Origin of the sequence: Nostoc sp. (genome assembly GCF_036917135.1) — a bacterium.
Taxonomy (GTDB): domain Bacteria; phylum Cyanobacteriota; class Cyanobacteriia; order Cyanobacteriales; family Nostocaceae; genus Nostoc.
The window spans coordinates 1-24,082 of sequence record NZ_JBALEA010000072.1; the positions used below are offsets into that span (position 1 = coordinate 1).

21 protein-coding genes and 2 pseudogenes are annotated in these 24,082 nt (G+C 41.9%); 12 read left to right on the plus strand and 11 right to left on the minus strand.

What is annotated here, in order from left to right:
• Positions 1-216: 216 nt before the first annotated feature.
• Positions 217-1,248, minus strand: a complete 1,032-nt coding sequence (locus tag V7K50_RS22300; RefSeq protein WP_334963830.1) for a leucine-rich repeat domain-containing protein — start codon at positions 1,246-1,248, stop codon at positions 217-219.
• 90 nt (positions 1,249-1,338) lie between these two features.
• Entirely contained in the window at positions 1,339-2,355 is a 1,017-nt protein-coding gene (locus tag V7K50_RS22305; RefSeq protein ID WP_334963832.1) for a potassium channel family protein, read from the minus strand.
• Between the two features lie 310 nt (positions 2,356-2,665).
• On the opposite strand from V7K50_RS22305, the gene V7K50_RS22310 reads away from it, so the two are divergent.
• Positions 2,666-4,453: an ABC transporter substrate-binding protein gene (locus V7K50_RS22310; RefSeq protein ID WP_442944654.1), complete on the plus strand. Its 1,788-nt coding sequence runs from the start codon at positions 2,666-2,668 to the stop codon at positions 4,451-4,453.
• A 514-nt stretch (positions 4,454-4,967) separates the two neighbouring features.
• Positions 4,968-6,248, plus strand: coding sequence for an aspartate aminotransferase family protein (locus V7K50_RS22315; RefSeq protein ID WP_334963836.1), 1,281 nt, complete (start codon positions 4,968-4,970; stop codon positions 6,246-6,248).
• Positions 6,249-6,286: 38 nt separating this feature from the next.
• Here V7K50_RS22315 and V7K50_RS22320 read toward each other — a convergent pair whose 3' ends face one another.
• The 4 genes and pseudogenes from V7K50_RS22320 to V7K50_RS22335 form a co-directional block, all read right to left on the minus strand.
• On the minus strand, positions 6,287-6,892 hold the full coding sequence (locus V7K50_RS22320; RefSeq protein ID WP_334963838.1) for a DUF4129 domain-containing protein: 606 nt from the start codon (positions 6,890-6,892) through the stop codon (positions 6,287-6,289).
• Between the two features lie 122 nt (positions 6,893-7,014).
• Positions 7,015-7,497, minus strand: a complete 483-nt coding sequence (locus V7K50_RS22325) for a DUF2243 domain-containing protein (RefSeq protein ID WP_334963840.1) — start codon at positions 7,495-7,497, stop codon at positions 7,015-7,017.
• A 94-nt stretch (positions 7,498-7,591) separates the two neighbouring features.
• A pseudogene (locus V7K50_RS22330) lies at positions 7,592-8,006 on the minus strand (pentapeptide repeat-containing protein).
• A 42-nt stretch (positions 8,007-8,048) separates the two neighbouring features.
• Positions 8,049-8,486, minus strand: coding sequence for an RrF2 family transcriptional regulator (locus tag V7K50_RS22335; protein ID WP_334963842.1), 438 nt, complete (start codon positions 8,484-8,486; stop codon positions 8,049-8,051).
• 546 nt (positions 8,487-9,032) lie between these two features.
• Between V7K50_RS22335 and V7K50_RS22340 the strand changes: the two are divergent.
• Positions 9,033-10,329 (plus strand): annotated as a pseudogene (locus tag V7K50_RS22340) (IS4 family transposase).
• A 586-nt stretch (positions 10,330-10,915) separates the two neighbouring features.
• On the opposite strand, the gene V7K50_RS22345 reads toward V7K50_RS22340, so the two are convergent.
• Together V7K50_RS22345 and V7K50_RS22350 are read right to left on the minus strand one after the other, a co-directional pair.
• A complete protein-coding gene (locus V7K50_RS22345; RefSeq protein ID WP_334963844.1) occupies positions 10,916-11,857 on the minus strand; it encodes a hypothetical protein in 942 nt (313 codons plus the stop codon).
• Between the two features lie 154 nt (positions 11,858-12,011).
• On the minus strand, positions 12,012-12,158 hold the full coding sequence (locus tag V7K50_RS22350; protein ID WP_334963846.1) for a hypothetical protein: 147 nt from the start codon (positions 12,156-12,158) through the stop codon (positions 12,012-12,014).
• A 731-nt stretch (positions 12,159-12,889) separates the two neighbouring features.
• On the opposite strand from V7K50_RS22350, the gene V7K50_RS22355 reads away from it, so the two are divergent.
• A complete protein-coding gene (locus V7K50_RS22355; RefSeq protein ID WP_334963848.1) occupies positions 12,890-13,366 on the plus strand; it encodes a hypothetical protein in 477 nt (158 codons plus the stop codon).
• 181 nt (positions 13,367-13,547) lie between these two features.
• Here V7K50_RS22355 and V7K50_RS22360 read toward each other — a convergent pair whose 3' ends face one another.
• Positions 13,548-15,092, minus strand: a complete 1,545-nt coding sequence (locus tag V7K50_RS22360) for a DUF3131 domain-containing protein (RefSeq protein WP_334963850.1) — start codon at positions 15,090-15,092, stop codon at positions 13,548-13,550.
• A gap of 176 nt (positions 15,093-15,268) precedes the next feature.
• Between V7K50_RS22360 and V7K50_RS22365 the strand changes: the two genes are divergently transcribed.
• The 8 genes from V7K50_RS22365 to V7K50_RS22400 all read left to right on the plus strand — a co-directional run bounded on the left by V7K50_RS22365 (position 15,269) and on the right by V7K50_RS22400 (position 23,326).
• Entirely contained in the window at positions 15,269-15,844 is a 576-nt protein-coding gene (locus tag V7K50_RS22365; RefSeq protein WP_334963852.1) for a TIGR04376 family protein, read from the plus strand.
• Between the two features lie 744 nt (positions 15,845-16,588).
• Positions 16,589-17,287 (plus strand): nuclear transport factor 2 family protein, encoded by a 699-nt coding sequence (locus V7K50_RS22370; protein WP_334963854.1) that lies wholly within the window; start codon positions 16,589-16,591, stop codon positions 17,285-17,287.
• The gene (locus tag V7K50_RS22375) at positions 17,224-18,525 is read left to right on the plus strand and encodes a glycosyltransferase (RefSeq protein WP_334963856.1); all 1,302 of its coding nucleotides are present in this window, start codon (positions 17,224-17,226) and stop codon (positions 18,523-18,525) included. The genes V7K50_RS22370 and V7K50_RS22375 overlap by 64 nt, the downstream gene beginning before the upstream one ends.
• Positions 18,526-18,775: 250 nt before the next feature.
• Positions 18,776-19,147: an element excision factor XisH family protein gene (locus V7K50_RS22380; RefSeq protein ID WP_334963890.1), complete on the plus strand. Its 372-nt coding sequence runs from the start codon at positions 18,776-18,778 to the stop codon at positions 19,145-19,147.
• Positions 19,135-19,470: a XisI protein gene (locus tag V7K50_RS22385; protein WP_334963858.1), complete on the plus strand. Its 336-nt coding sequence runs from the start codon at positions 19,135-19,137 to the stop codon at positions 19,468-19,470. Before V7K50_RS22380 ends, V7K50_RS22385 begins: the two co-directional genes overlap by 13 nt.
• 180 nt (positions 19,471-19,650) lie before the next feature.
• Positions 19,651-20,943: an AAA family ATPase gene (locus V7K50_RS22390; protein WP_334963860.1), complete on the plus strand. Its 1,293-nt coding sequence runs from the start codon at positions 19,651-19,653 to the stop codon at positions 20,941-20,943.
• The gene (locus V7K50_RS22395; protein ID WP_334963862.1) at positions 20,921-21,595 is read left to right on the plus strand and encodes a hypothetical protein; all 675 of its coding nucleotides are present in this window, start codon (positions 20,921-20,923) and stop codon (positions 21,593-21,595) included. Before V7K50_RS22390 ends, V7K50_RS22395 begins: the two co-directional genes overlap by 23 nt.
• Positions 21,596-21,619: 24 nt before the next feature.
• The gene (locus tag V7K50_RS22400) at positions 21,620-23,326 is read left to right on the plus strand and encodes an N-acyl-D-amino-acid deacylase family protein (protein ID WP_334963864.1); all 1,707 of its coding nucleotides are present in this window, start codon (positions 21,620-21,622) and stop codon (positions 23,324-23,326) included.
• 43 nt (positions 23,327-23,369) lie between these two features.
• On the opposite strand, the gene V7K50_RS22405 is transcribed toward V7K50_RS22400, so the two are convergent.
• Positions 23,370-23,684, minus strand: a complete 315-nt coding sequence (locus V7K50_RS22405) for a helix-turn-helix domain-containing protein (RefSeq protein ID WP_334963866.1) — start codon at positions 23,682-23,684, stop codon at positions 23,370-23,372.
• 4 nt (positions 23,685-23,688) lie between these two features.
• On the minus strand, positions 23,689-24,030 hold the full coding sequence (locus V7K50_RS22410; protein ID WP_334963868.1) for a type II toxin-antitoxin system RelE/ParE family toxin: 342 nt from the start codon (positions 24,028-24,030) through the stop codon (positions 23,689-23,691).
• Positions 24,031-24,082 lie beyond the last annotated feature (52 nt).

A 24,082-nucleotide genomic window follows, 5' to 3' on the forward strand; every position in this document is an offset into this window, starting at 1 on the left:
ACTATTTTTTCTCGAAGATCGACAGAGTATGATTTCATTTAAATGTATTTATATTTTAATTTATTGTACCTCATAACAGACGCAAGTGCTGTAATGTAATTTTCATTGTGATTTGTTATCTTGATTTAGTAGACTATTTTCTAGTTCATAGGTGGAAGCATTGACTAAAGGCACAGCACCTATACATGGATGGAGAAAGTGAGTTATTAGTCTCATTTAAAGCTCATCAAATTGACAAATAGAGTCTGGTTTTACAGGACATCTTTGGGGTGCGATCGCGTTATTCTTAATATTCAGAAAAGTTAATTTTGTCAGAGCGGATAAAGGCTTGATATCGCTGATTTTATTTGAGTTAAGGGAGAGTTCAGTCAAATTAGTCAGAGCAGACAAAGGCTTGACATCGTTGATTTCATTTGATTCAAGGGAGAGAATAGTCAAATTAGTCAGATTAGATAAAGGCTTGATATCGATGATTTCATTTGAGTTGAGGTAGAGATAAGTCAAATTAGTCAGAGTGGACAAAGGTTTAATATTGCTGACTTCATTTGAGCGGAGAGAGAGAGAAGTTAAATTAGTCAGAGTGGACAAAGGCTTGATATCGCTGATCTTATTTGAGCGGAGGGAGAGAGCAGTCAAATTAGTCAGAGCAGACAAAGGCTTAATATTACTGATTTCATTTGTGCCGAGGTCGATAGAAGTCAATTTTGTCAGAGCAGACAAAGGCTTGATATCGCTGATTTCATTTATGCCGAGGTCGATAGAAGTCAATTTTGTCAGAGCAGACAAATGCTTGATATCACTGATTTTATTTGAGCGGAGGGAGAGAAAAGCCAATTTTGTCAGAGTAGAGAAAGGCTTGATATCGCTGATTTCATTTGAGCCGAGGTCGAGATAAGTCAAATTAGTCAGAGCAGAGAAAGGCTTGATATCGCTGATTTCATTTGAGCCGAGGTCGAGATAAGTCAAATTAGTCAGAGCAGACAATGGCTTGATATCACTGATTTTATTTGAGTTGAGGGAGAGTTTAGTCAAATTAGTCAGCTTTTGGTTCGCCTGCTTGCAATTTTGACTCTGGGCTTTTTCTAAAAGAACCTCAACAGTATGTTTTGTCTCTGGAGGTAAAGTTGATTTCTGCTCACACCAATTTGTAAAGCTTTTGGGATTTGCCAGAGGAGCAGCAATAGTCTGGGTGGTGTAAAATCCCAAAGTAAAAGTAAATATTGTGGCGATGCTTAATGTAAGTTTCATTGCGTGATATTATACTTTCACAGTATGCAATTACACTATACAAGCATTACTTCAGGCTTAGTATAAAAAAGTAGTTAAGGAAAAATAAAATCAGCTATTTTTCGGTCGCCGCAGTTTCTTGGAATTAATCGGGCCGAGAATTTGATTAAGGCTACGCAATTGCTCTGCTGTACCCATACCAATTAGCCGATCGCCCGACATTAAAACCGTATCGCCAGTGGGTCCACCGATGAGAGTCCCATCAAGGCGGCGAATTGCCAGAACTAATGCCCCCGATTGCGATCGCAATCTCGCTTTTTGCAAACTCTGACCCACAAAGGGACAAAAAGCCGGATCGAGTAAAAATTCTTCCATATACAACTGCCGGTCTGCACCTGTCAAAATCCCGTCTACAAAGTCCAATACCTGGGGTCTGAGAGCCGCAGCAGCCATGCGCTTCCCACCAGTAATATAGGGGGATATCACTTCATCTGCACCACCGCGTCGTAACTTCTGTAAAGCTTCTTCTGTACTTGCGCGGGCAATTACCCGAATTCCCGAATTCAGTGTTTTTGCTGATAAAACAATATATAAATTTTCGGCATCGGAGGGAAGTGCTGCAACGATACACATTGCCCGTTCAATGCCAACTTTCAGGAGTGTGTCATCTAAGGTAGCGTCACCTTGATACGCTGTGTAACCTTCCATCTGCGCTCTTTGCACAGATTCCATATCCGAATCGATTACCACAAAAGGTACACCTTCTGCCCGAAATTCCTTGGCAATTTGGCGACCAGTCCGACTAAATCCACAGATGATGTAATGTTCTGATAGGGATTCCATTAACCGCCTCTGTTGCTGTAACCGAATTCCTTCTTGAAAGTAGCCTTGAATGATCGCTTCTGTAAATCTGTTGACAATGTAACCGATATTGACTACACCCAACAAAATCAGGGCAATTGTAAACAATCGTCCTCGGCTACCCAGTGGGTGTATCTCTCCATATCCCACAGTTGCTAAAGTGATGACTGTCATGTAAGCTGCATCTTCCCATGACCAGCCCTCCACTAGCCAGTACCACAAAGTGCCAATAAAGAGAACACCGCCAAGAGCGATCGCCCCGGCCATTAACTCCTTTTGGATGCGTTGATATTTTTGCTCAAGTGTTGAGAATGACGTAAAAATAGTACTTTTAGCCTAGTTTTTCTAGTTTTGTACTAACTTTATCGCATTTGTACTTTTTAGTACATTCAAACTACAAGTTATCCAGCTATGACAGGTCACTAGGCGATACCTTTCCTGCGGAACGCTGCGCGTAGCTTGCTTCCCCGGAGGGGTACGCTAACGCAGAATTTTTCGGTCTACTATCATTGTCCTAATACTAGTAAATCAACATACTGTACTGTGTAGATAGTAGCTGTAAGATAGATAACTAGAGATGATTCCTGCTGTTGTCCGACCTCTGAATTTAGTAGTTGGTTTGCTGCTATCTTGTTGTTTCTTGCTCACAAGCTGTCACCCGACACAAATGAAAAGCAAAACATCTCAGGTAGCTCAATTAGTTCTAGTTTCGCTAAGTGATCCAACTACTTTTAACTATGCGATAAATGACTCTCCATACAGTGTTTTCTCTTTGATTTACAAGGGATTGATTGATGAGAATGTTATGACTAGTAAGTTGGAGCCAGGGCTGGCAGAATCTTGGTCAATATCTGCTGATAAAAAGCGAGTTATTTTTACCTTAAAAACAGGATTGAAATGGTCAGATGGTGAACTTCTCACGGCAGATGATGTAGTCTTTACTTATCGAGATATTTATCTTAATAAAAAAATTCCCACTTTATATAGAGATTTTTTGCGTATTGGCAACACAGAAACTTTTCCATCAGTGCAGAAACTAGATGATCTGCGAGTTGAGTTTACTTTTGTGGAACCTTTCGCCCCTTTTTTGAGATACACCGAAAGGCTAGCGATTTTGCCAGCCCATGTCTTGCGTTCTTCTGTATTATCCAATGATGCCAATGGTAATCCTCAGTTTCTCTCAATGTGGGGAACCAATACCGATCCGCAAAAAATCATCTGCAATGGTCCTTACAAAATAGAAAGCTATACTCCTGGTGAACGGGTGATTTTACGACGCAATCCCTATTATTGGCGCAAAGATGTTCAAAGAAATCCTCAGCCTTATATTCAACGTATTGTCTGGCAAATTATTGCTTCTACAGAAAATCAGTTACTCAAATTTCGCTCCGGGGAACTGGATACTTTGAATGTGACACCAGCAGTATTTGGGTTACTCAAAAAAGAGGAAAAGCGAGGAAAATTTATTATTTACAATGGTGGAACAACTGCGGGTTTTAGCTTTGTGGGCTTCAATCTCAATCGAGCTATTAATTCCAAAGGTAAGCCTTTTATAGACCCAATCAAATCTCGATGGTTTAATAACTTAGCTTTTAGGCAAGCAGTCGCTTATGCCATTGACCGCAACCGAATGAAAACTAATATCTATCGCGGTTTAGGTGAAATCCAACATTCGCCAATTGCTGTTCAAAGCCCCTATTATTTGTCCCCAGCAACAGGGTTAAAAGTTTATGATTATAATCCCCAGATAGCTAGGCAGATGTTGTTAGAGGCTGGGTTTAGCTACAACTCCCAAAAAGAACTGTTAGACCAAGATGGAAATCGGGTGCAATTCAATCTCTTGGTGAAAGCGGAAGATCAATCAAGAATCGATGCCGCAGTTCAAATCCAACAAGACTTCAGTCAAATTGGTATCAAAGCAGATATGCAGGTAGTCAGTTTTAACGTAGTATTACAAAAGTTACTCTCTCGTCGAGATTGGGATTGTTATGTCGGTGCATTTGGTGTTCCCGGTGCAGATGTTGAACCTAATCTTCTATCTTTATTTTGGACTAGTAAAGGCTCATTTCATCAGTTTAACCAAGGTAGTCTACCAGGAAAACCCCCACTCAAAGGATGGGTAGTTTCTGATTGGGAGAGAGAAATTGACAGTCTTTTTGGCGCAGGATTTAAAGAACTAGATGAGAGGAAACGCAAGGCGATTTATAGCAGATTTCAGCAAATCGTTGCTGAACAGTTGCCGATATTCTGCCTTGTGAATCCAATCTCGTTTCAGGCGGTGCGTGAACGTGTCAATCCCATCAAGTTTTCTGCCTTGGGGCCAACTTTTTGGAATATTGATGAACTGAAAATCACAGAAAAATAATTTCAACCAAAGATTTCAGGCATCATAACTAATTCATCATTCGTATATAGGAATCCGATTTGATTTCTGAAAAAATCTAAGTATATGTAGGGTGTGTTACCACGAAGTGTAACGCACCGTATTCTGGACTTTAGTGCGGCGCTTGGCGACAACACACCCTACGTATTCGTTCAAAAATCAAATATGAATCCTATATATCACCATTTTTGATGATGATGGAGTGATTTCAGTTAAGCGATGCTACAGTTTTCTCAGACACAGCAAGGGTAATTTCGTAATGTGCCCCTGGACTCTAACTAAGACTTGCGATCCTGACGACAGGCTGCGCCTATGCAAATTGCCTGTTGCTCAAGCGTTGAGTACAAAATTTTTTTCACCACCGCCGTGCGTTCGAGGTTATATAAGCGTTAGCCTAAAAAGAAGTACGAGTTGTGCTAAATAAAAAGTATTTTTTAGGGATTTCTAGGAAACTAGTAAATAACTATATAATGAAAAACTTTCAGGAGGAGCGGTAGTGAGCCTACAAACTCTCGTTGACCAAGCCACCATCCCCCCAGATTCAGGGTCAGCATCCAGTCCCTTTGATGCAGATAGCTTTAATGAAGCTGTCATGTCCACCTACGCACGGTTTCCCTTAGCCCTAGAACGGGGTGCTGGATGCCGGGTTTGGGATACACAGGGGCGCGAATATCTGGACTTTGTGGCGGGAATTGCCACTTGTACTTTAGGACACGCCCACCCAGCAATGGTAGAAGCGGTGACACGCCAAATCCAAAAGCTGCACCATGTCTCTAATTTGTACTACATTCCTGAGCAAGGTGAATTGGCAAAATGGATTGTTGATCATTCCTGTGCCGATCGCGTATTTTTCTGCAATTCTGGAGCTGAGGCTAACGAAGCCGCAATTAAACTAGCGCGAAAATATGCCCACACTGTATTAGACGTTGAAAAACCAATTATTCTAACCGCCCATGCCAGTTTCCACGGACGGACTTTGGCAACAGTTACCGCTACCGCACAACCGAAGTATCAAAAGTACTTTGATCCCTTGGTTCCTGGGTTCCACTACGTAAATTACAACGATATTAACGCTGTGGAAGTGGCCATCAGCGAGTTGGATGAAGGCGATTATCGGGTAGCGGCGATTCTAATCGAGCCATTGCAGGGAGAAGGCGGGGTACGTCCAGGAGATGTTGCTTATTTCAAAAAGCTCCGGCAGATTTGTGACGAAACTGGCATTTTATTGATTTTTGATGAAGTGCAAGTTGGTATGGGGCGCAGTGGCAAATTATGGGGTTACGAACATCTCGGCGTTGAACCGGATATTTTCACCAGTGCTAAAGGCTTAGGTGGCGGTATCCCCATCGGTGCAATGATGAGCAAGAAATTCTGCGACGTTTTTCAACCAGGGGAACACGCTAGCACCTTTGGCGGAAATCCTTTTGTGTGTGGTGTAGCACTTGCTGTTTGCCAGACATTAGAACGGGAAAATATTTTGCAGAATGTGGAAGATCGGGGTGAACAGTTGCGAGATGGATTGCGGGCGATCGCAGCTAAATATCCTCAGCACATTGGCGAAGTTCGGGGTTGGGGTTTAATCAACGGTTTGGAGTTACGAGCCGACATTGAGCTAACCGCAGCCGATGTTGTCAATGCTGCCATCAAGGAGGGTGTATTGCTTGTACCAGCCGGGCCAAAAGTAATCCGGTTTGTACCACCACTTATTGTTACAGAGGCAGAAGTCAACAGTGCTTTGGAAGCTGTAGACAAGGCGATCGCTATTCTCACCAAATAGATGTTTGTGTAGAGACGTTGCATTGCAACGTCTCTTTTTTATTCTGGGGAAATTTCCCGATAAGCTTGCCGACACTGCTCATAATTGTCTGACAAAATCTCGGCATTACCAAAACATAATTGTTCGTGAGTGGTAATTAAAGTTTCATAAGGCTGTATGGGAGTCACAGACGATCGCAGTAATTGCAGATATTCTCCATCTGTACGGCTGAGTTTTTGGGGTGCGATCGCATTTTTATCCAACTGCTGCAACATCGCTAAATAAATACAACGGCAAGCCTCACGGTAGTTACCTTGACGGTAAAATTCTTGCGATCGCTCTAACAAAAGGGCAATGGATGACTCATTAGAGCTAGTTTTTACACGAAAATCAGTGAGATTGCCAGTTCTATTTAGCCAAGAATATATATAAGGACTGAATTCTCGCCATAATCGCCAACCTACCCAGACTATAAATAAGCCTAGTAGCAACCAAAATAGGAATTTCAGTAACTCACCTAGCCTTGGGCTAATCGACCATCTAGTGGGCAATTCTGGTAAAGAATGTTCAAAGCGGTAAAATTGGTATTCCCACCATTCACCCGCTTGTTGTTGGAATTGAGAAAGTTGCCAACTCCAGCTAGTTTTTTCAAAAGTATCTGTCATAGAGGGGAGTGGGGGAATGAGGGAGTAAGAATTTTAGATTTTAGATTTTAGATTTTAGATTAAAGAATTGAAATTTAATCCAAAATCGTCAATCCAAAATCCAAAATTGAATTGCCCAATGATTAATTGACTACTGACTGTTTTTTTATCATTATCCAGCCGATAACGACAAGTAGCGCACCCAATGCCAGAAATCCTAGATCCCAAGCCAACTCATTTGGCCCTGGTTTCACATGATGGACACCGAGGATTTGGTGGTCAATTAAACCTTCAACCAAATCGAACAACCCAGTACCAATCAATATTGATCCAATAAAGGTCTGTGATGACCAAGGAACATCATCACGCCCGGCGGCACGCCATAGCAAAATAACTCCAATCACGGTAAATACCCAATTTAAGGTATGAAATAATCCATCCCATACCATATTCAAATCTATATTTGCCGTGTTGGTCAGAGGTCGAATGTTACTGAGCATGTGATGCCACTGGAGGATCTGATGCAGTAAAATTCCATCAATAAATCCTCCCAGACCCACACCTAGAAAAATTCCAGCAGTAATTAGCGGTGCGCGGTGGTTGATGCTTTCACTTTTTGCCTCCATTGTCAACCTCATAGATAGGCTTTTTTACAAAAATACAACTCTTTGAGGAGAAATATCTTCTATCTTGAGGCAAGTAGGATCGTTGAACGAATAATCAACCTTCAAATTTAATCTGCATACCCGCTTTCACTGGGTCGAAATCTGGGGGAAAATGGGTGCTGCGTTGGCGTAGCCTACCGTAGGTAATCGTAGTCTGCTTTTTCCAGGTTCGCTCCCTTGAGATCAGCTTGCCGTATATTCGCTGACATCAATAAGGCTCCTCTCAGATCGGCATCTTTTAGATTAGCCTGACTCAGAAAGGCATTGCTCAAGTCAGTTCCCCTCAAATTAGCGCCACTCAGGTTAGCTTCACTCAAGTCAGCATAACTGAGGTCAGATCCTTTTAAGTTAATGCTTTGCAAATCAGCATTACCAAGTTCTGCTTTACTAAAGTCTCGTTTTCCGGCTGCATAACTCTCCACAAAAGTAGCGGCACTATTTATGAACTGTTGAGAATTGACTTCAGGCATTTGACAGCCTCACAGGTTATCTTATTTATTATTATTTTTATACTAAATGTAATACATTAGTTCCTTCTGTTCTCGGATTGCTCTGCGATCGCAAAGGTCTTGGAGTGTATATTTTTCCAAAACGGAGTTAGCAGCCTGACGCGCTTCGTGCCAAACTTCCTGAATTAGCTCACCTTCTACCGTGTTGGGAGTCGGCTCAGAATCAGAGACAACAATATCTGACCCTTCCATGCAGCTAAAAGCATCGAATACTGTAATCTTCTGGGGATCTCGCGCCAGAACATAGCCACCTTTGGCTCCGCGTATACTTTTAATTAAACCTCCACGTCTTAATGTTGCTAGAAGTTGTTCTAAATAGCGGTTCGGGATGTCTTGCAATACCGCTATTTCTCGAATTTGCAGCGCTTCACCCTTAGGGTAGCAGGTTGCCAACTCTAACAGGGCTAGAAGTGCGTATTCTGATTTGTTAGAGATTACCACAGGCGTAATATTTTAAACTCACATTTAAAGATACAAAGTCTTTTAGTCTGTTTCCCTAAGCTATTTATTGCTAAGAAAAACTTTACAAATCAACCTATTGTTGACCGGCTAACTCTACTTTAAAGACCTTTCACCATAGAAGCAATTACTTTTATATTTTGATTCAATAAATAAAAGTGATTGAACTGGGGCATTGGGCACTTGTACTGAGTTTCGACACTTCGGCTACGCTCAGTGCATCGCTACGCTCAACTACCGCGTTCGCGTAGCGTCTCGTAGAGAAGTCGTTGGCGCAGCCTCTCCAAGAGTTGTATTGGGCATTGGGGGAAAGCGCAGGGATAGGGAGTCAGCGTACCCCTCCCCTACCAAGAAGCAAGGTGCAGCGTCTTGTAGAGAGCGTCATTAAGGACTGACAAATAAAAAAATACTCAACTAGTTCTTGTGGGGTGGGTATCTTGCCATTGGTGTCAAGTTAAGAAAATTAGAGTCTTGTCAAGTGGGTAAAACTCAATGGTTAAACTCAAGACAGTGGTGTTGATTTGAGTTATGAGTAAACCGCGCAAAAAACAAGGGAATCCAGATTTTCGGCATCGAGTCACCTCCCCCGCCCCATCAAGCCAAGAGATAGAATCTAGACTGTTTGAGTTAATCAGTCCGGGTACATTTGCCAATCTCAAAGGGGTAAAAGACAAAGAACGTAGTTTGCGATCGCGGCTACTAACCCTACCCGTGATGGCAGCAATAGTACTGAGTTTGGTATATCGACAAATAAATTATTTAACAGATGTGCTGCGCTGCCTAGAAGTTGAAGGATTGTTGTGGGTTGAGGCAATGTCTGTAAGTCGGCAAGCGTTATCTCAACGCCTAGAGAGCTTGCCAGCAGAGTTATTTATCAAGCTGTTTGAGCAAATAACAGAGCGTCTAGCAGCTAAGAAAAACACCCTTGAAGTTGCACCAATGTGGACATCAGTAGCACAGAAGTTTGGTGCGGTATGGGTTGCAGATGCCTCAACTTTAGAAGCAGTCAAAAAACATTTGGGACAACTGCAACAAAAAACAGGTGCAGTTTTAGGTGGGAAGATGCTAATGGTGGTAGAAGCATTTAGCCATCGCCCAGTGGCAGCATTTTTCGATGCTGATGCCAAAGGTAATGAAACTAAGTGGTGGGGTGAACTAACAGAGCGCTTGCCAGTGGGTGGTTTACTGATAACAGATATGGGTTTCTACGGATTTGAGTGGTTTGATACCCTAACTGAAGCCAGAAAATATATTTTAACTAGATAAAAAGCGAAGGTGCGCTATCAGGTACTGCGTTGCCTTTCGAGTAGTTCTCATTACAAAGACGAAATTATTCAAATGGGACTTCATCACACTGCTCCTTGTCGTTACCCAATGCGCCAAGTTTCAGTACTTTGGGGTCAAACTTAGTATCATTATTTAACTAATGTCCTTGACCCACAACAGCTTTCTCCACAGCGAGTCTGTGATTTGTATCGCCGACGTTGGAAAATTGAGGATGCATTTTTACTCACAAAAAGATTGTTGGGTTTATCTTATCTGTGGGTCGGTGGCACTAATGGCGTACAAATGCTTTTTCTTTGCTACATGGATTTTCTATGCTGTCCTCAATGATTTCTGTACTGATGTTGCTGTCGCTTTGCAACAGCCCATTGAACGCATTTCTTTTGAAATGGTCTTTCGCAGTTTATATTTTTTCCACCGCGCACTCCTGAAAAACCCACAACTGCTACTTATCCCTTGGTTGGTTGAGTATCAACGCTCTATGGGCTTGGTCAAAGCCGTGCGTCGGCGACACCGACGCAACTTTGGGCATCTGCCTTAAGTTGACACCAATGGCGTCTCGCCATTAGTGTCAACTTAAGGTTAAAACCCATTTGTCAACCATAGGTTTTGTTTGGAACCAAGTATAAATTTAAGTACTTTTTTATGAGTTTTATACGCAAACTGGGAGTGATGCTGATAAACAAAGCATTAATAATCCCTGAAAAAGTTCGTTTTTTGTCCCTTTCAAACCACATTTTTAAGCATAAATGCTTATTGACGTAGGAAGTTTTAGCTTAACTTGACACTAATGGCGAGACGCCCACCCCACAAGATTGGGTAATTTATTTGTTGGAAGTCCCTTACCTGATGATAAAACCTATATATAAAACAATACGGTTCAGTTAAGGCTAAAAATCTTTGTTAAAGTCGATTTTTTAACGAACCGCATTCGCGTTAGCGTCTCCCCTTGGGAGAAGGAAGAGAAGGAAGAAATGCTTAACTGAACTATATTGATATATAAAAAGACTTTCAACCCAGTCCCACAGTCCGCACAGTAGCTGATAAGTATAAATTCGCTAGATAAAGTAATGCCTCTAGAACAATTTCTAGAGGCATTACTTTAAAGTCCTGTTAAATGTAGGTACTTATGTCTTGAAAGTAAGACTGATTTCTTCTGCTACTTTGTCATTGTGCCAGTAACTGCCGTGAGCGTCACCACCATGCAGCAAGGGTAAAAGTGACTGTGCAGTTATGAAGTCGAATAAGCTTGATTCCTGTGTGAGGATATCTTGAATGTCTAGATATTTTGTGTCCCCATCCACTAAGTCTGTCATCAGTTCCTTCAGTGGATAAGCAAGGGGATCGCCAGGATGAATGTAATTCTTCCAAGGTAGCTTCACTCCTTGACGCTCTTTTTGCAAAGACTCTAGCAGTTTCTGCAAATTCGGTGTAATGTCATGAGTACTGGGTGAATCAGTGCCATCTTTACCCGGTACTATATTAGTCAGGCTAAAAATTGCTACTGGTGAACCCATAGTGTGAATACTGGCAATTTTGATGCCTTGATCGGGATTGGGATCTTTGCCAGATATACCAAAGATAGCATCACGAATCATCATCACATTATCGTGACCAGGGACTTTCGGATCATCCCAGCGAGCAGCAAACAAAATGTCAAACAGAATCACGGTTCCCCAACTGTGCGTCACTAGGTGCAGGCGGTCATCTGGCTGAGGTTTCGCCAAACCATTAACAAGTGCCTGTTCTTTGAGTTGTTCAACAACTTTCGCGCCGACATAACGGCTAATATAGAGTGCAGCATCTCCAGCAAACTGTAGAATTTGCTGTAAACGAAATTCTTGAAACCAAATCTGCTTCCAAAGGGGTGAAGCTTCAAATTGATTACGAAGCTTATTTTCATTCTCCTCATTAACATTACCCCAATAAAGAGCTACTTTCTTAAGTACTTGTTGATTATTTTCAGCGTTTTTTTCCAGAAGATTGAATAATGAATCAGCGTAATGAGGTTCTTCACGCTGCTCTCTAGTATTAACGCCGTGAATGAATAGAATGTAGTCAATAGCCATTTTTTTCTCGATCATCTCTAGATATTTTGGTGTTGAAAGTTTTATGCAATCTGCCCATCATCCCCGGAGAAATTACATAATTGCGATCGCCCAATACATTTATGGTTAACTATTGTTCAAAGAGAGTGATGGACTAATTGCGGATTACTCCTGGTCAATTAATATCTGATAATTCTGGTATTTTGGACTGTTGTTCTGAGTTAATGAATTCAGTCTTAACTGGTTTTCCGATTGTTTTAGGAGGTTGTGGTCTATCTTCTGTGGGTTGTGGTTCTGGTTGTGGGTTATCATTCTCGCTCATGTTGATTTATCTCCATTTGTAGCTTTAATAATTTGACTGTTTTAAGATTTCTTGCTTGGAGTGGCTAAAGCAAGAAGTTCAGTAAACTCTGTGAGTTTCTGTTCTGACTGACAATTATGACTTCAAACGATGTCATCTCAATTCCGTAATCCTGTTGAAAATTTTGCGCCCGCTAAGAGAAGCTACGGTAGATATAGGAATCCGATTTGATTTCTGAAAAAATCTAAGTATATGTAGGGGAGCCAGCCGCATGGGCGGGTTTCCCGACTTGAGCGGACTGGCGTTGTGTTACCACGAAGTGTAACGCACCGTATTCTGGGCTTTGGTGCGGCGCTTGGCGACAACACACCCTACGTATTCGTTCAAAAATCAAATATGAATCCTATACCTTGTGGGGGGACATTCCAAACCTTAGCTTTTCGTAGCAGTAGCCAAAGCAGAAAATTCCTCCGCGCCACGAGTGCAGGTGCATACTTGTAGATGATGGAATGCTGAGAGAGCAAGCCTGTTAACCAGGCAAGGCGATAACCCAACTCACATCAGCAGTAAAACAAAATTTTTAATCATTTCATATTAACATGACGCACTTATGACAAAGTTATAACAAAAGTATGACCAGATATTTTTACTGAACAGCCTGTTTAAAATCAGGAAATGAAAGAAACTTATCCAGATGAATATTGGTCATAAAATTTTGACAATCAAGACTCATAAATGAGGAGATTTCTTATATGAATCGGATTTTTTCTAAGAGATTACTGGGGCTGACAGGTGTATCATTTTTACTTTGTTCATCTCAATTAGTAATGGCGCTTGTGCCCAATAATGTTGCGATTATCCTCAATAGTGGATCTACAAATACCATTGGATACCGCATTTACGTATCACCATCTGGAGAAGTTAGTTATGTTGATGGTAAAGGGTCTAATCAAGGTAAATTGTCCGAAAAATTAACGAAAAAGTTTTTCCGTGACCTGAAAGTTGCTGAACCTTTATCTAACTTGCCAAAACAAAGTTGCGGCAAATCTGTTTCTTTTGGTACAACTACTACCATTAGATTAGCTAGTGAGGAGTCGCAAGACATTAGCTGTCCTGGCAATGCTAAAGCTCAACAATTGGATAATGACGTTATTGCAATTGCCAAAGCTTTAAACGTAGTTAATGTTCCTAGAAGCCAAGGAAAACCACTGCCACCCCAGAACTTTTAGGAAAACTAGGACTTACGCAAGGAACTTCTTAAACTCCTATTCCTCCGTGTACTCTGCGTCGCGCCAGTTGCTTCAAGTCGGGGAACCCGCCCAACGCACTGGCTTCTCTGTGGTTCGATTTTCCCTTGCCTGTGCGTAAGTCCGGAAAATGATCAGTAGCACCTATGGAACGCCAGTTTTTTCAATGCTTGAGAATCTGAGGTGTAACTTGCGGTGTTCTGATAGCCCTCTGGGTTGACTTCTGACTTTTAACTCCTGCCCAAAGGGTGAGCGGTTGTCCAACTTGCTTGTACATCAAGCTCTCCAAAATTACACCATTATTGTTGGCGGTGAGAGTTTTATTTGGCTGATGCAAGGACTCATAAAAGCCGTTGTACCAGCCATCTTTTGATTTGAGGTTGCTTTGAACAAAATCAAATAACTGGCGGGTATAAGCAGTGTTATAAAGTACATGCCAGCCGATGGCAGCTTTGGCACTGAGGAATCGTAAATCATTGTGCTGTTCTCTGGTATCTGCAATGGTTGCCCAAGGTTCTCCATTGACAAACAGACTACTGTAAACGAAGTATGGAGGGCGATCTAAGTTGTCTTCGGTGACGGCGGTTAATTGTTTTGTGGCTTGATAACGCGCTGCTTGAGCAGCTAAAATCCGATCGGCATAAGCTTTTGGCAAAGCTTGAAACCCAGTTTCAATACCATCTAAGATATAGGGTTCGCTCAGAACGTAGTTATTGGCTCCAGAGTTTTTATAGTCGCGTTTGTCGTAAGGAATTCCCTCTCCGTAAAGATCCACAAAGGCAGCATGGGACTGATAATCTAAGGCTTGCTTAACATCCAAGCTCCATAGTTTCAAACCATAAGCAGCATAATTTTCATAGCCCAAGCGGCCTTCTTGGTTGTATTGTTCTTTACCTTCGATGACGGCAGTACCGTACATTTGGCCATTTTTGGTTAGACGCTTGACTTGCCAATGTTTCCAAACGGCTGCTGTTTGCGATCGCATTTGTGGATATTTTGCCCCAACAATCTTCAGCCAGATTGCCATTCTTCCCAAATCAATAGCTGACCAACCAATTTCTTCCCGTTTTTCTAGTTGACCATAATTAACGGGTACAAGGGTTTTGGCATTGTAAACCTTGTTGGGTAATTCCCCTTTGTATAAAGGCATAGATGCCAGTGTCCCCAACATTTTGGTCATTTTGGCTTCAAATTCAGCCACAGGCACGATATTAAGTTCTTTAGCGCTGACCAAAGCGGCGATCGCTGCTGTCTGATCCCACATACTTACAGAGGCAAAGGCATCAACAGAATTGACCAAGCCAGTTTCATCATTCCAGTTACGCTGGAAGTATGACCAAGCAATACGTGCAGTTGTCATTTCCTCTGGGGTGAGTTTTCCAACTCCCGGAGCAATATAGGGAATTATGGCTACTGTTAGTTGGTTCTTAGGAATGGGTTTACCTGGCAAAACTACAGATTTGGCATCAAGGCTGGCAACTACTTCTGCTTCTGGAACAGCAGAGACCTGGAGTTGGGGCTTATTTGGTTGTAGCAACTGCCCTGAAGCAGTTTGAGACGATGATATTTCCGGTTTTTCTATAGAAGTCTGTGAAAGTTGCTTAGACGAAGCATTTAAAATTGCGATCGCCATCACCGCAGTAACTACTCCTCCTACAGAAGCTAGTATGGACAAACTCTTTGGTGGCGGTTGAAAATCTGAACTCATACTGATTAAAGCCTTATCTTGTAGGTTAGCGTTGCTTGCGTAGTTTCACCAAATACATTCTTCCCAATTTTGAAATCTAACTAACATCCAGAAGTTCACCTGATGGGAACTATTAAAATTTACATTCCGGCCACTACAATAAAATAGTCACGCACCCGATCTCTGGAGTTCTTGCAGTGGGCTTATTTGATGATTTGAGTCGGTTTCTAGAAAACCGTTTAGAAGAATTCTTGCGTAACAATCCACATTTGGAGTTAGAGGCGCTGCTAGAACAGCTGCGTGAGCAAGAAGAAGATACATTAAAGCTGATCGCAGATTTACAATTACAAGAGAAGCGATCGCAAGAAGAAATTCTCTCCACCGCTCAAGAAATTCAGCGTTGGCATATCCGGGTTCAAAAAGCTAAAAACGCTGGTAGAGAGGATTTGGCCACTGCGGCGGGTGAGCGAGAAGCAGCCCTGTTGCGCGAAGGAAATCAGCGCTGGGGACAGATGCAAGGGCTGAAAGAACGCATTAACCAATCTCAGGAACTACTGCAAAAAATTCAACAGCGACGACAGGAGGTGCAAGCCAAAGCAGCCGAAGCACAGACAGCCCGTGCTAAAGCCCAAACCCAGCAACGTTTTGAAACCAGTGGCTGGTCGAATCAAACTAGCAATTATTCTGGTGGTTTTGATGACTTAGAAGAGAAGTTTCGGAGTTGGGAAACTCAAGATGAGTTAGAACAAATGAAGCGGAATATGCAAAATTGACACTCCCCGGCGCGAACGCAGGGGGATTCTTGGTTCACTGAGATCACTTAACTTAGATTCCTTGCGTCGTCTAAGCCAGAGGTGAGGCTCTCCCCAAGCGTTACTTCGGGTATGCCCTACCCTAGTTGCATTGCTGAGGCAGTGCGTTGGGCGGCGAGCCACTCTTGTTGCAACTGCCGTGCAAGTCCTGTTTAACTGAAAACTTGTTGTTTCCAAATTCTGAGTTGTCTAGCTCCTATGAATCTTTTACCTACTGCTAGGAGGAAACTAGAACAATGCAGTAGAACCGCATGATTCCATTGTCAAGGTTCAGTGCTCTGTCTTTTGACGGCAAGGTTTTTTTAAGTGGTTGATTACCTTTACCACTAGAATTAGTCTATCACCTTGGTATACAAAATGCCAGAAAAACAGTTGCACGTCAGGGTTTCAGAACAAGAAATGGAAATACTTGAGCGCGATGCCAAAAATTTTAACGAACTAAAACTGACTTGATTCGAGAGTTCATCCGCACGTTACAAGAAAAGCCGTCCTAGAACGATGGGGCTTTAAACCCATTAATTCCGGTAATCGGATGAATAAGCGTCTAACCGCACTCAAAAAAGAGTTTTAACGGTGAGCATAACCTGACAGATAAGTAGGTGGGCGCTAAAAAACACAACTAGATTAAGAAATGTAAATCGCTTAAAAGCTTACATTCAAAGCGTTTCTGGTGCTTTACATAAGTTTACGTAGTTCGGTTTAATTGTGCCTACCTACTTACTTTGGAGTTTTTTGTTAGTGTTGGTAATTTGGAATCTACCCCAATCGGCTCTGGCAGATGTTAACCCACAAGACATAAATGCAATTATTCGCACGCGGGATATTGCCCTGCAAGCCCTAAACACCCGCGATTTTGCTAAAATACAGCCTTACTTGCACCCCAACTTCACAATCACAACAGTTGATAACCAGATTTTTCATCAAGTCCCTGAGTTTGAAAAGTACTGGAATCAGCAGTTTTCCAGTTCCATTAAAGATATCAAAATGCAACTAAAAGGAGATACTGTCAGAACATTTCTCACTCCAGAGATCGATGTTGCCTCTGGAGAAGCGATGTCTACGACGGGCTACGCCTACGCATCTTTCTTTTTCAAAGATGGCAAAACGGCTGATATGGTGTTGCGATGGACAGCAGTGCTGCAAAAATTCCAAGAGAAATGGACGCAATCGCTACATTTATCCTCGAATCTGCTGAATAACCCAGTGTTGAATGCTGCTCAACAATTGGGGCGAATTCTAGCAGTTGCAGCCGGGGTGGGCGGTTTCGTTCTGGGAGGGGTGACGATGCTACTATTACGTCGCAGGACTAAGCAACGAACCGCAAGGATACAGCAAATAAAGTGGGAAAAAGCACTTATCAGCCCAGTAAAATTAGCTTTCATCACCGTCTCAAAGCCACACTAGTAGTTTTATTAGTTTGGGGTGGCGTGAGTTTGCTGCACTGGCTACCAGCAACACAATGGTTGATGCTGGGATTAACGGCAATCCTGACTGTGCAAACGTTACGGATGCTGTTAGCAAAACCAGGGGCGGCGGTGATGGAGAGTGAGATTTATTTACCGCCAGTGTCGATTTTAGTTCCCGCTAAAAATGAAAGTCTAGTCTTGGCTGATCTAGTTTACAGCCTATGCCAATTGAATTATCCAAGGGATTCCCTAGATATCTGGGTTGTTGATGATGGTAGTACCGATGAAACCCCCCAGATATTGAGGGAATTACAAACTCAATTTCCCGCTTTACAAGTTCATCGACGGGAATCAAAAGGTGGTAAATCAGGGGCACTGAATGCGGTGTTTCCCTTTACTCAAGGGGAAATTATCTTAGTCTGCGATGCAGATGCTCAATTAAGAGCCAATTTTCTCCGGCAAACAGTACCTCTATTTCAGAAGCAAGCTATCGGTGCAGTGCAAGTGCGAAAAGCGATTTCTAATGCTAATACCAATTTCTTAACCCGTTGCCAGCAGATGGAAATGAACTGTGATAGTTTTCTGCAAACCCATCGCATTGCTATTGGTGGAATGTCTGAACTGCGGGGTAATGGGATGTTAGTTAGGCGGGAATTGTTAGAAAAGTGTCAAGGTTGGAATGAGAACACTGTCACCGATGATTTGGATCTTTGCTTCAAACTCTATTTAGCAGGTGCAGAAATTGAGTTTGTCACAGTTCCATCAATTCAGGAAGAAGGTGTAACTAATTGGGAGAAACTTTGGAATCAACGCCGTCGTTGGGCTGAAGGTGGCTATCAGCGTTACCTCGATTACTTCCCTCAAATTCTGACTTTAGGTTGGGCGAAAGAAATTGATTTACTCTTGTTTTTTCTATTGCAATTTCTTCTGCCAATTGGACTAATCCCCGATTTACTTTGGACAATATTTTATAGCCATCATCCAGTTTTGTTACCACTCCAGACACTCCTAAGCATCATTTTGACAATTGCCTTTATTGCTGGACTTTACCAATTTCAAAGTTTACGAGGGTGGTCTTTGCTTTGGGCAACAATTCAAGGGTCATTATACATGGTGCATTGGATTCCTGTGATGATTGTGACGACTTTAAAGATGTGTGTGCAAAGGGAGCGATCGCGCTGGGTGAAAACTGAGCATCATGGTGGAAATTCTGACAGTGATTCTGGCAAAAAATAAAATAACATTTAATATGCCTGCAAAAGATATCTATCACAATGCTGTTAAAAATTCCTGGTTCTTCAGTACCTGTTATGCCAAATTATTAGTTAAACATCAAAACTAGACTTTAAAATCAAGTTTAGAACTCTTAAGTCCCAAGAATGGACTAAAATGTTAAAAACAATGCCTGTTTTTGTTGTGCAGCAATGGCTTCAGTTTTTTAACAGATTAATTTAGCATACTAAGTACTGAAGAGCCAAATTCCTTAATTCAAGAAGGTTGGATAATTACAGATGACCCCCTACATTTAAAATGGGGTCAAAAAGATATGTATGTAGATTTAGGAGCAAAAAAACTTTTAGCCGCAGAACAAGGAACTAAAAAAATAGCCGTAGAAATTAAAAGTTTTGTCAGTCCTTCAGAAATGGCAGACCTCAAAAATGCCATCGGCGGATTTATTCTGTATCGTGCTGTTATCAGTCGCCTAGAACCTGATAGAATATTATACCTAGCAGTGCGTGACAACGTATTCACAGCTTTATTTGAAGAGCCAATTGGTACACTTTTAATAGAAAGTGAAAATCTAAATTTACTTGTTTTCAATCCTGAAACTGAGAAGATTATCCAATGGATACCTTAGATAACTATCGACGCATCATCAAAGAGGTTTTAGTACCTTATACACAAATTCCTTATTCTTACGCCGTTATTGAGTGTAAAACAGTCTTTGATAGCGAAAATGACAGCTATTTGCTGATAACTCTTGGTTGGGATGGTGCTAAAAGAATTCATGGTTGCTTAGTTCATATTGACATTATCGATGGCAAAATCTGGGTACAACGGGATGATACAGAAGATGGTGTTACCTACGAATTAGAAGCTGCTGGAATTCCTAAAGATAAAATTGTCTTAGGATTTCACCCGCAAAATGTCAGGCAATATACAGGATATGGTGTTGCATAAGTTTAACGGAGGAAATTGGAATAATTAGCGATGCCTAGGTTGGTAAACTACGCGCTGGGTGAAAACTGAGCATCATGGTGGAACGGCATAAAGAAAATGAACCATAATGTTAAAGTTGCCGAATTGTCAGATAATTGGAGCAACTGGTAGGATTATTTTTAGTTGAGCAGAGGGGCTTAAATGTCTAAAGTAGAAGGCTTTAGGGTAAGAAATTACAGAGTTCTTCACGATATAACTTTGGGAAAGTTGTGGAACACACAGAATGTCAAGCCATTAACGCCAATGACAGCCGTAATCGGTAAGAATGGTGTGGGAAAAAGTACCATTTTCGACACTTTTGGCTTTCTTGCAGACTGCTTGAAAAATGGAGTAGAAGAAGCGTGCGATTCTCGTGGACGTGGGGGCTTTGAGAGAATTCGTTCCCAAGGACAAGAGGGAAGTATTAAGTTTGATATCTATTATAAAGAGGATCATAATGCCCGACCAATTACCTATGAGTTGGCAATAGATATTGACTCGTCTGGAAGACCTTATGTAAAGAGGGAAAGACTCAGACAACGAAGAAAAGGACAAAGCAAGGGACAACCTTTTTCTTTTCTAATTCTCAATGAAGGTAGAGGAATTGCATGGAAAGGTGAACAAGAAGGCAAACAAGTTGAGGAAGAAAAAGGTGATTTTGATTTGTCGAAATTAATAGAAAAAATACAGAGCGGTGAAGGGGAAGAGGAAAGTAAGGAAACTGAGGTAGTTGAACTTGACGATAAGCAAAAACTGGGAATTGCAACTTTGGGTTCACTCAAACAACACCCAAGGATTTCTGTATTTCGGAGATTTATTGAAGGATGGTATTTAAGCTATTTTACTCCAGATGCTGCACGAAGCTTGCCTCTGGCTGGGCCACAAAAGCATTTGAATATTCATGGCGATAATCTGGGCAATGTAGTTCAGTTTATGGAGAGAGAACATCCTAAAAAGTTTCAATCCATACTTGAAAAGATATCTAGCAAAATTCCAGGTGTCAACAAGATTAGTACCGAAAGAAGTCCAGACGGAAGACTCCTATTGCGTTTCAACGACAAGGGTTTTCAAGACCCATTTTACGCTCAACAAATGTCAGATGGAACACTTAAGGTATTCGCTTATCTCCTCTTGTTAGAAGATCCCTCGCCACCACCATTTTTGTGTATTGAAGAACCAGAAAATGGACTTTACCATAAACTTTTAGAAACCCTAGCACGAGAATTTCGAGAACACGCTACAGGTCAGAAAGGTGGATCGCAAATATTTGTAACAACACATCAGCCATATTTTGTAGATGCCCTTGAACCTGATGAGGTTTGGGTCTTGGAAAAGGGTGAGGATGGATTTGCTAAAATTAAGCGAGCTAGTGAAGATCCTCTGATCAATAACCTTGTTTCTGAAGGTTTACCTCTTGGCGGACTTTGGTACAGTGACTATTTGGATGCAAGTTGAGTATATGCACTTTGAGATACTCGTTGAGGATATTTCCGGTAAAATTGCTCTTGAGATTCTTGTCCCAAAAATTATTAACACCGAACAACACACATTTAATATCCATCATTACAAAGGAATAGGGCGTATTCCTCAAGGTTTAAAATCTACTTCTGATGCCAACAAACGAATTTTGCTCGATCAATTGCCGCCACTTATTCAAGGCTATGGTAAAACATTATCTTATTTCCCTGCTGTCCTCATAATCATTTGCGATCTTGATGACCGATGCCTGAGTGCTTTTCGCAAAGAACTACTTGAACTCGTAAATTCTTGTGATCCTAAGCCAAAGACACAATTTTGTATTGCTATTGAGGAAGGAGAAGCATGGTACTTGGGTGATTTAGCAGCAGTGAAGGCAGCTTATCCGAATGCAAAACAAGCAGTCCTAAATTCATACACCAACGATGAGATTTGTGGCACATGGGAGAAGTTAGCTGACGCACTATATTCCGGTGGTTGCCAAAAGTTATCTAAACTTGCTTATCAGATAATTGGTAAAGAGAAAGCAACTTGGGCTGAAAGGATATCTCCCCTTATGGACATTGACAATAATCAATCACCAAGTTTCTGCTATTTTCGAGATCAGCTTCGACGTTTAAGTGGACAGTAGAGCAAACAAGGGCAACAAACAATCATGCTAGACTTACTGATTCAAAACGGGTTAATTTTTGATGGCTTAGGCTCTCCACCTGTGCGCGGAGATATTGGCATTCAAAATGGCCGCATTGTCACCCTTGCACCCTCCTTAACTACCCCAGCGCGTGAAGTGGTTGATGCCTCAGGGTTATGGGTGACACCTGGATTTATAGATATTCATACTCATTACGATTTAGAGTTAGAAATTGCACCAGGGTTGAGTGAATCAGTGCGTCATGGTGTTACTAGCGTAGTCATTGGTAACTGTAGCTTGTCTGTTGCGATCGCAGATCCCCAAATCCTGGCTGATATTTTTCAGAGGGTAGAGACGCTTTCCCATCGGCTGATTGCAAAATGGCTAGAAAAGTCGGTTTTCTGGCAGACACCAGCAGAATATTTACAGCATTTGCAACAGTTACCCCTTGGCCCCAATGTTGCCCCAATGTTTGGACACAGTGCTTTACGCGCTCATGTGATGGGGTTAGAACGCAGCTTAACCGTTCAACCGACAAAATTTGAACTAAATCTTATGCAGCGCATAGCCAGAGATGCAATAGATGCTGGCTTTATTGGTATTTCTATTGATATGTTTCCCTGGCATCGGATGAGTGGGCAATGGCAAGGCTGCACAATTCCCTCTCAACACGCGAAATTTAAAGAATATGCAATGTTAGCGGATTTATGTCGGCGTAGCCAAGGCGTTTTTCAAGTCACACCCAATTTACAACGACTCGCTTCCTTTGTAGAGATTCTGCGGATGGGTTCAGGGATTGGACAAAAACCACTGCGGCTAACAGTCCTCTCAGCCTTAGATGCCGTACACGATCGCAACCTATGGCGAATATTTTCCCCTCTACTTTTTATTTGGAATCGGCTTCTAAATGGTAATGTGCGCTTTCAAACCCTAACGGAACCCTTCACCATTTACTCTGATGGATCTGTGACTCCCTTATTTGAAGAATTCTCCACAGGCGCACAACTCAACGGCTGTCAGTCACGAGAAGAAAGGCAACAACTATGGGCATCGGAAGTTTTTCGTCGTCAATTTCGCCAAGAATGGCTTAGTAAACGGCGTAAATCATTCCATCGGCAGTTAGATTTGATGGAAGTTATTCACTGTCCCGAAGCAAGTTGGCAAGGGTTAAGTTTTGCAGAAATTGCTCGTCAAAAGCAACAAGAGCCAGTAGATTTATTTATCCACGCATTACAAAAATACGATACAGATTTACGCTGGGTGGCGACAGGAGCGAACGATCGCCTAAAACCCCGTTTAGCGATGATGCAGCATCCGCATATTTTGCCTGGTTTTACCGATGCTGGCGCTCACGTCCGTAATCTGGGCTACTATGATGGAGCTTTGTCTTTGCTCAAACAAGCAGTTACAACTAAGTTTCTTTCACCTGAAGCTGCGATTTGCCGCGTTACCGGAGAACCTGCTGGTTGGTTTCGTCTGGATACGGGAGTTCTCAAAGTTGGGGCGAAAGCGGATATAGTTTTACTCGATCCTAATGCTTTAAATCAGCCAATTAGCCCGCAGGTGCAGATATCAGATCCAGTTTTAGATGGTGAACCTCGGATGGTTAAGCGTGGTTCGGATGAGATTGTGCAAGCTGTCTATATTAATGGGGTTCGGGTTGTTTGTGGGGGGAAGATTAGCGATCGCCTGGGGCGTGAAAAGTTGGGAACAGTTTTGTTTCCTTGTTGAATTATCTCACGCAGAGGCTTGAGAGGGGAGCATTGAATTGCTTTTACCCCACACCAGCAATCACCTGTCCAATATCTTGAGGGGTTGCACCTGTTGCTAACATTGCCCGGATCAACAATTCAATTGATACTGAAGCATCGCCATTTTCAGCTTTAGCAATCCGAGGTTGGCTGGAACTAATCTTAGTAGCGAGTTCACTTTGAGTCATCAGTTTTTGTCGGCGCTCCTTCAAGTTTTGGCTGAGAGCTAGCTTAATTTCAACAAGGATAGTTTCTTCGGGTGTTAACTCCAAAAAATCTGAAACTGTGCCAATTTTCCAACCTTTAGATTCCAAACGTTCTTTCTTCGCTTGATCCATCGCATTACTCCTGTTGATCGTTATCATATTTGCTCAGACGCTTTTTGCAAACCTCAATTACTTTCTTAGATGTTGTTCTCGTTGTTTTATTAAAGACTTCAACAATCAAGATTGCATCGTCATCAATTCGATAAATGATTCTCCAGTTTTTATTTGTATCTCGAATACGTAATTCATGACAGTGAATTCCTATACTTGGCATAGGGCGTGAATGTGGCAACCCAAGGGATTCACCTTCCTGTAATTGTCTGAGCAGAACACCCGCTTCTATGCGTGCTTCTTGACTGAAAGGTGGGGTTTTAACTTCACCATGCAGCCAAACTAAAGGCTTACTTTGATCTCCCATACTGTATTTATATCATATCTGATATATTGATATAATATACCTATGAAAGGGA

Coding starts and splice junctions, on each gene's coding strand:
- V7K50_RS22410 (WP_334963868.1), bottom strand. CDS start 24,030: ATGGGAGATCAAAGTAAGCCTTTAGTTTGGCTGCATGGTGAAGTTAAA.
- V7K50_RS22350 (WP_334963846.1), bottom strand. CDS start 12,158: ATGAGCGAGAATGATAACCCACAACCAGAACCACAACCCACAGAAGAT.
- V7K50_RS22355 (WP_334963848.1), top strand. CDS start 12,890: ATGAATCGGATTTTTTCTAAGAGATTACTGGGGCTGACAGGTGTATCA.
- V7K50_RS22405 (WP_334963866.1), bottom strand. CDS start 23,684: ATGGATCAAGCGAAGAAAGAACGTTTGGAATCTAAAGGTTGGAAAATT.
- V7K50_RS22305 (WP_334963832.1), bottom strand. CDS start 2,355: ATGGCCGGGGCGATCGCTCTTGGCGGTGTTCTCTTTATTGGCACTTTG.
- V7K50_RS22385 (WP_334963858.1), top strand. CDS start 19,135: ATGGATACCTTAGATAACTATCGACGCATCATCAAAGAGGTTTTAGTA.
- V7K50_RS22325 (WP_334963840.1), bottom strand. CDS start 7,497: ATGGAGGCAAAAAGTGAAAGCATCAACCACCGCGCACCGCTAATTACT.
- V7K50_RS22300 (WP_334963830.1), bottom strand. CDS start 1,248: ATGAAACTTACATTAAGCATCGCCACAATATTTACTTTTACTTTGGGA.
- V7K50_RS22360 (WP_334963850.1), bottom strand. CDS start 15,092: ATGAGTTCAGATTTTCAACCGCCACCAAAGAGTTTGTCCATACTAGCT.
- V7K50_RS22400 (WP_334963864.1), top strand. CDS start 21,620: ATGCTAGACTTACTGATTCAAAACGGGTTAATTTTTGATGGCTTAGGC.
- V7K50_RS22320 (WP_334963838.1), bottom strand. CDS start 6,892: ATGACAGATACTTTTGAAAAAACTAGCTGGAGTTGGCAACTTTCTCAA.
- V7K50_RS22345 (WP_334963844.1), bottom strand. CDS start 11,857: ATGGCTATTGACTACATTCTATTCATTCACGGCGTTAATACTAGAGAG.
- V7K50_RS22390 (WP_334963860.1), top strand. CDS start 19,651: ATGTCTAAAGTAGAAGGCTTTAGGGTAAGAAATTACAGAGTTCTTCAC.
- V7K50_RS22310 (WP_442944654.1), top strand. CDS start 2,666: ATGATTCCTGCTGTTGTCCGACCTCTGAATTTAGTAGTTGGTTTGCTG.